This window comes from Chromatium okenii, assembly GCF_016583745.1.
Lineage (GTDB): Bacteria > Pseudomonadota > Gammaproteobacteria > Chromatiales > Chromatiaceae > Chromatium > Chromatium okenii.
Window position 1 is genome coordinate 1 of sequence record NZ_NRRQ01000068.1, and the last position, 3183, is coordinate 3183.

6 protein-coding genes are annotated in these 3183 nt (G+C 52.4%); 3 read left to right on the plus strand and 3 right to left on the minus strand.

Going from position 1 to position 3183, the window contains the following annotated elements; translation table 11 throughout:
- On the plus strand, positions 1–275 hold a 275-nt coding region (locus CKO12_RS13910), incomplete at its 5' end, for a hypothetical protein (protein WP_200155325.1).
- A 139-nt stretch (positions 276–414) separates the two neighbouring features.
- On the opposite strand, the gene CKO12_RS13915 is transcribed toward CKO12_RS13910, so the two are convergent.
- Both CKO12_RS13915 and CKO12_RS13920 read right to left on the minus strand, forming a co-directional pair.
- Complete coding sequence (locus CKO12_RS13915) at positions 415–813, minus strand: cupin domain-containing protein (protein ID WP_200155326.1); 399 nt, start codon at positions 811–813, stop codon at positions 415–417.
- Complete coding sequence (locus tag CKO12_RS13920) at positions 810–2042, minus strand: VWA domain-containing protein (protein ID WP_200155327.1); 1233 nt, start codon at positions 2040–2042, stop codon at positions 810–812. The genes CKO12_RS13915 and CKO12_RS13920 overlap by 4 nt, the downstream gene beginning before the upstream one ends.
- Positions 2043–2123: 81 nt before the next feature.
- Between CKO12_RS13920 and CKO12_RS13925 the strand changes: the two genes are divergently transcribed.
- Together CKO12_RS13925 and CKO12_RS13930 are read left to right on the plus strand one after the other, a co-directional pair.
- Positions 2124–2408 (plus strand): type II toxin-antitoxin system TacA family antitoxin, encoded by a 285-nt coding sequence (locus tag CKO12_RS13925; protein ID WP_200155328.1) that lies wholly within the window; start codon positions 2124–2126, stop codon positions 2406–2408.
- Entirely contained in the window at positions 2405–2899 is a 495-nt protein-coding gene (locus CKO12_RS13930) for a GNAT family N-acetyltransferase (protein WP_200155329.1), read from the plus strand. Before CKO12_RS13925 ends, CKO12_RS13930 begins: the two co-directional genes overlap by 4 nt.
- Positions 2900–2915: 16 nt before the next feature.
- Here the strand turns inward: CKO12_RS13930 and CKO12_RS13935 are convergent.
- A partial coding sequence (locus CKO12_RS13935; RefSeq protein WP_200155330.1) for a hypothetical protein occupies positions 2916–3183 on the minus strand: 268 nt, incomplete at its 5' end.

Sequence of the window (3183 nt, forward strand, 5' to 3'; positions counted from 1 at the left end):
TGAAACTCAAGCCAGATGTTAGTGCGTTTATGAAAGACCCGAATGCGTTTTTAGACGGTGCAGCAGAGACGCCGCGCACCCAAACAGTTATGGTTGAAATCACGAAGCCGGAACCGACTGTGCAGAAATTATTTCGACTTCAGTGGGATGTGGCGAGTGCTTTGAAATTAAGAGCGTTGCAGGAAAGCGCCAGTAGTAGACGGCGCGTGACTGAGACCGAGATTGTGGAGCGGTTACTGCGTGAATACTGCAATCTTGAGCACAGTGAATCCTGATTACTGCGGCATAACGCGGTGGTAGAAAGTCGGGTTATCTTTTTGAATCACTGCGCGACTGTCAAGATGCAATCAATGCGTAATTCTTAAATGGCGATGTGCATTCGGTGCAGTGAATTAACTGGGAACGATACCGCTATCAATCACGATCAGCGGTTTCATCTACGCTCGTCCATTCGCTATAGCTATCGGGCAGGAAGCGCGGTGTGCATAGCGCAAGGAATAACAGGTCAATCGTTCCAGTGTTGGTGATGCGTTGTTTGCATCCGGCTGGAATGATGGCGACATCAAAGCGAGTTAAATGCTGCGGTGGCAGATCACCGATTTCAATCACGCCTTGCCCAGACACAATGACATAGCGTTCAACGGTGTCAGCCAGAGAATGCCAGCAGGTGGTGATGCCGGGCGCAACACGGGCGCTGGCAATTGAAATCTGTTCATCAGTAGTTGAATTGGATAACTCGGTGATGTAGCAACGTTCAGCAGTGAAGAACTCGGTGCTGGGATCATGTCGCAGGATGATGGGTTGCAGTGTCATTGCACAATCCCTTGATCTCGTGCCCGCCGTAGCCAGTGCGGAAACTCTTGCAGCAGTTGCTCATAAAGTTGCGCTGCGCTGAGATCGTGCAGATCGTCCACTGCAAAGAAGCCACAGTTATCCACTACGCGCCCGCTCATGGTGTCGAGCCGCTCCAGAATCCCGTAGCCACGCCCACCTAAACCCATGAACTGCCAGAAGATCGGATAACGCGCTGCCTCAACCATTAAGGCGGTGATGGCGCGATTCTGATGAACGCCGCCGTCACTGATAAAGAGGACATAGGCTGGTGGAGCGTGAGGATTCTGCCGGTAATGATCGAGCACTTGCCGAATGACCTTGGGTTCGTCGTTGGTGCCTCCAACCCAACGCTTCCAGCCACCCGCAACGCTGTCAACATAGCCTTGAATGTTGTGCGTAGTCGCCACTGGTAACACGATTGGTTCATCGTCAAACGCCCAGACATCGAGGCTGCCGTCATCATCAAAATGCAGTGCCAGCGGTAACACCCGCTCCAGCAATTCTTGCACCCGTCCGCTTTTGTACTGTTGCCGCATTGATCCGCTGGCATCTAACACCACGCCAACCCGAGCCACAGTGGTGTGCAGTCCCTGCTTCTCTAAGCTGATGGTGGCCGCTTTGGCGAGACTGACCAGATGCGGCGCTTCTGTTTCTAGTCGTTTCTCCAGTGATACCCGCGTGGGCGCTGGTGTCTCTTCAGCAACTTCACCACCGAAGTGCCGGATCACTGCATCCAGACCGCCATTGAATCCCTGACCGATCACTGCGAGTCGCCAGCTGTCGTCTTTGCGATACAACTCAAGCAACATGACCGCCCGTTCCTGTGCGAAGTCTTGACCTTGAAAGGTAAAGGTCGCGGCATCCTGTCCGTCTGCACGCAACACCACGCGCCCCGTTGATAACTGCTGCATGGTGTCCGCTCCGGCACTGGCAGCAACAATGACGAGGCGCACAATGCTGGATGGCAAGCGATCCAGTGCCAGTGCAAAGCCGGTGTTGAATCCCGCCAGTGCTATCTGTGTGATGCCAGCGCAGGGTGTGCTGGGTTGATTGAAGAACACCAAGTAACGCTCATCACTGAGCTTGTCCTGCGCATCTAAACCAAAGCAGGAGATGTCAACGTTAATGCCTGTCAGCGCAACACCAAGTTGCAAAGTCGAACCCGTTAGAGTGGCAAGTGGTAAGCGTTGACCACGAGTGAGTTGCATGTTGACCTCGATATTTTCTGATTGTTTTGATCTGTCCGTCTTTATCCCGTACATTTAAGGAAAGACTTCGAGGATGTCCTGATGCCCAGAGAATCAACCCGTCGCGCCCGTTTGGAAGCCCGCATTACCCCCGAGGTGTTGGCTATCGTTAAACATGCCGCTGATCTCCAAGGATGTAGCTTGAGCGAGTTTGTGGTCGCTGCTGCACAAGAGATCGCGCACCGCACCATTGCAGAAACCAGCGTCATTCGGTTATCCCTTGAGGATCAGCAGCGGTTTGTTGATCTATTGCTTAACCCGCCACCACTCACTCTAGCAATGCACCGCGCCGCACAAGCTCATGCAGAGTTGATCCAAGACGCATGACTGCCCGTTACCGCATTGAAACCTTGACCTCTCAACATGACCGCAGCGGTTTCCTGAGTGGTGTCGAACCATTGGATCAGTATTTTCGAGAACGGGTTAGCCAAGATGTGCGGCGACGGGTGACTGCTTGTTATGTCGCTGTTGATAACGTCACTGCAATCATTGCTGGTTATTACACCTTGGCAGCCAGTAGCGTTCCATTGGCTGAAGTGCCAGCCGCATTATCCAAACGATTACCGCGTTATCACACTGTTCCTGTTGCGCGTTTGGGTCGTCTGGCAGTGCATCAAGATGTGCGTGGACAGAAACTTGGTGCTGCTTTGCTATGGGATGCCTTTACGCGAGCGATGCGTTCAGAAGTCGCGGTATTTGCATTGGTGGTCGATGCGAAAGACGATCAAGCGGCGAACTTCTATTTGCATCACGGCTTTATTACGTTCGGTAGCCTCAAGCAACAGTTATTGCTGCCGCTGACAAAGCAATTGCATTGACCATAACGATTGCCAGTCATTCTCCCAATAATTCCTCCGCTTGTTTCACCAATTCCGGTAAGACGATGCGATTCAATATCTTTTGCTGGCTCACATCATTCTGCTCGGCAATAAACCGCAACATGGTGAGTTGATATTCATTCAGCCGAATGGATACCGAATGACGCTGTAAATCATCGGCACTAAATGCTAACCAAGGCGCTGGCTCCTGTTTTGGGCGCGGCGCTTTGGCTCCTTCGGCGAATTGACGCAGGGCATTGGGATCAACTGAAGGCAGGCTAATC

Bases quoted from the DNA above. Each gene is read 5' to 3' on its own strand.
- CKO12_RS13915 (WP_200155326.1), bottom strand. From the start codon at position 813: ATGACACTGCAACCCATCATCCTGCGACATGATCCCAGCACCGAGTTC.
- CKO12_RS13920 (WP_200155327.1), bottom strand. From the start codon at position 2,042: ATGCAACTCACTCGTGGTCAACGCTTACCACTTGCCACTCTAACGGGT.
- CKO12_RS13925 (WP_200155328.1), top strand. From the start codon at position 2,124: ATGCCCAGAGAATCAACCCGTCGCGCCCGTTTGGAAGCCCGCATTACC.
- CKO12_RS13930 (WP_200155329.1), top strand. From the start codon at position 2,405: ATGACTGCCCGTTACCGCATTGAAACCTTGACCTCTCAACATGACCGC.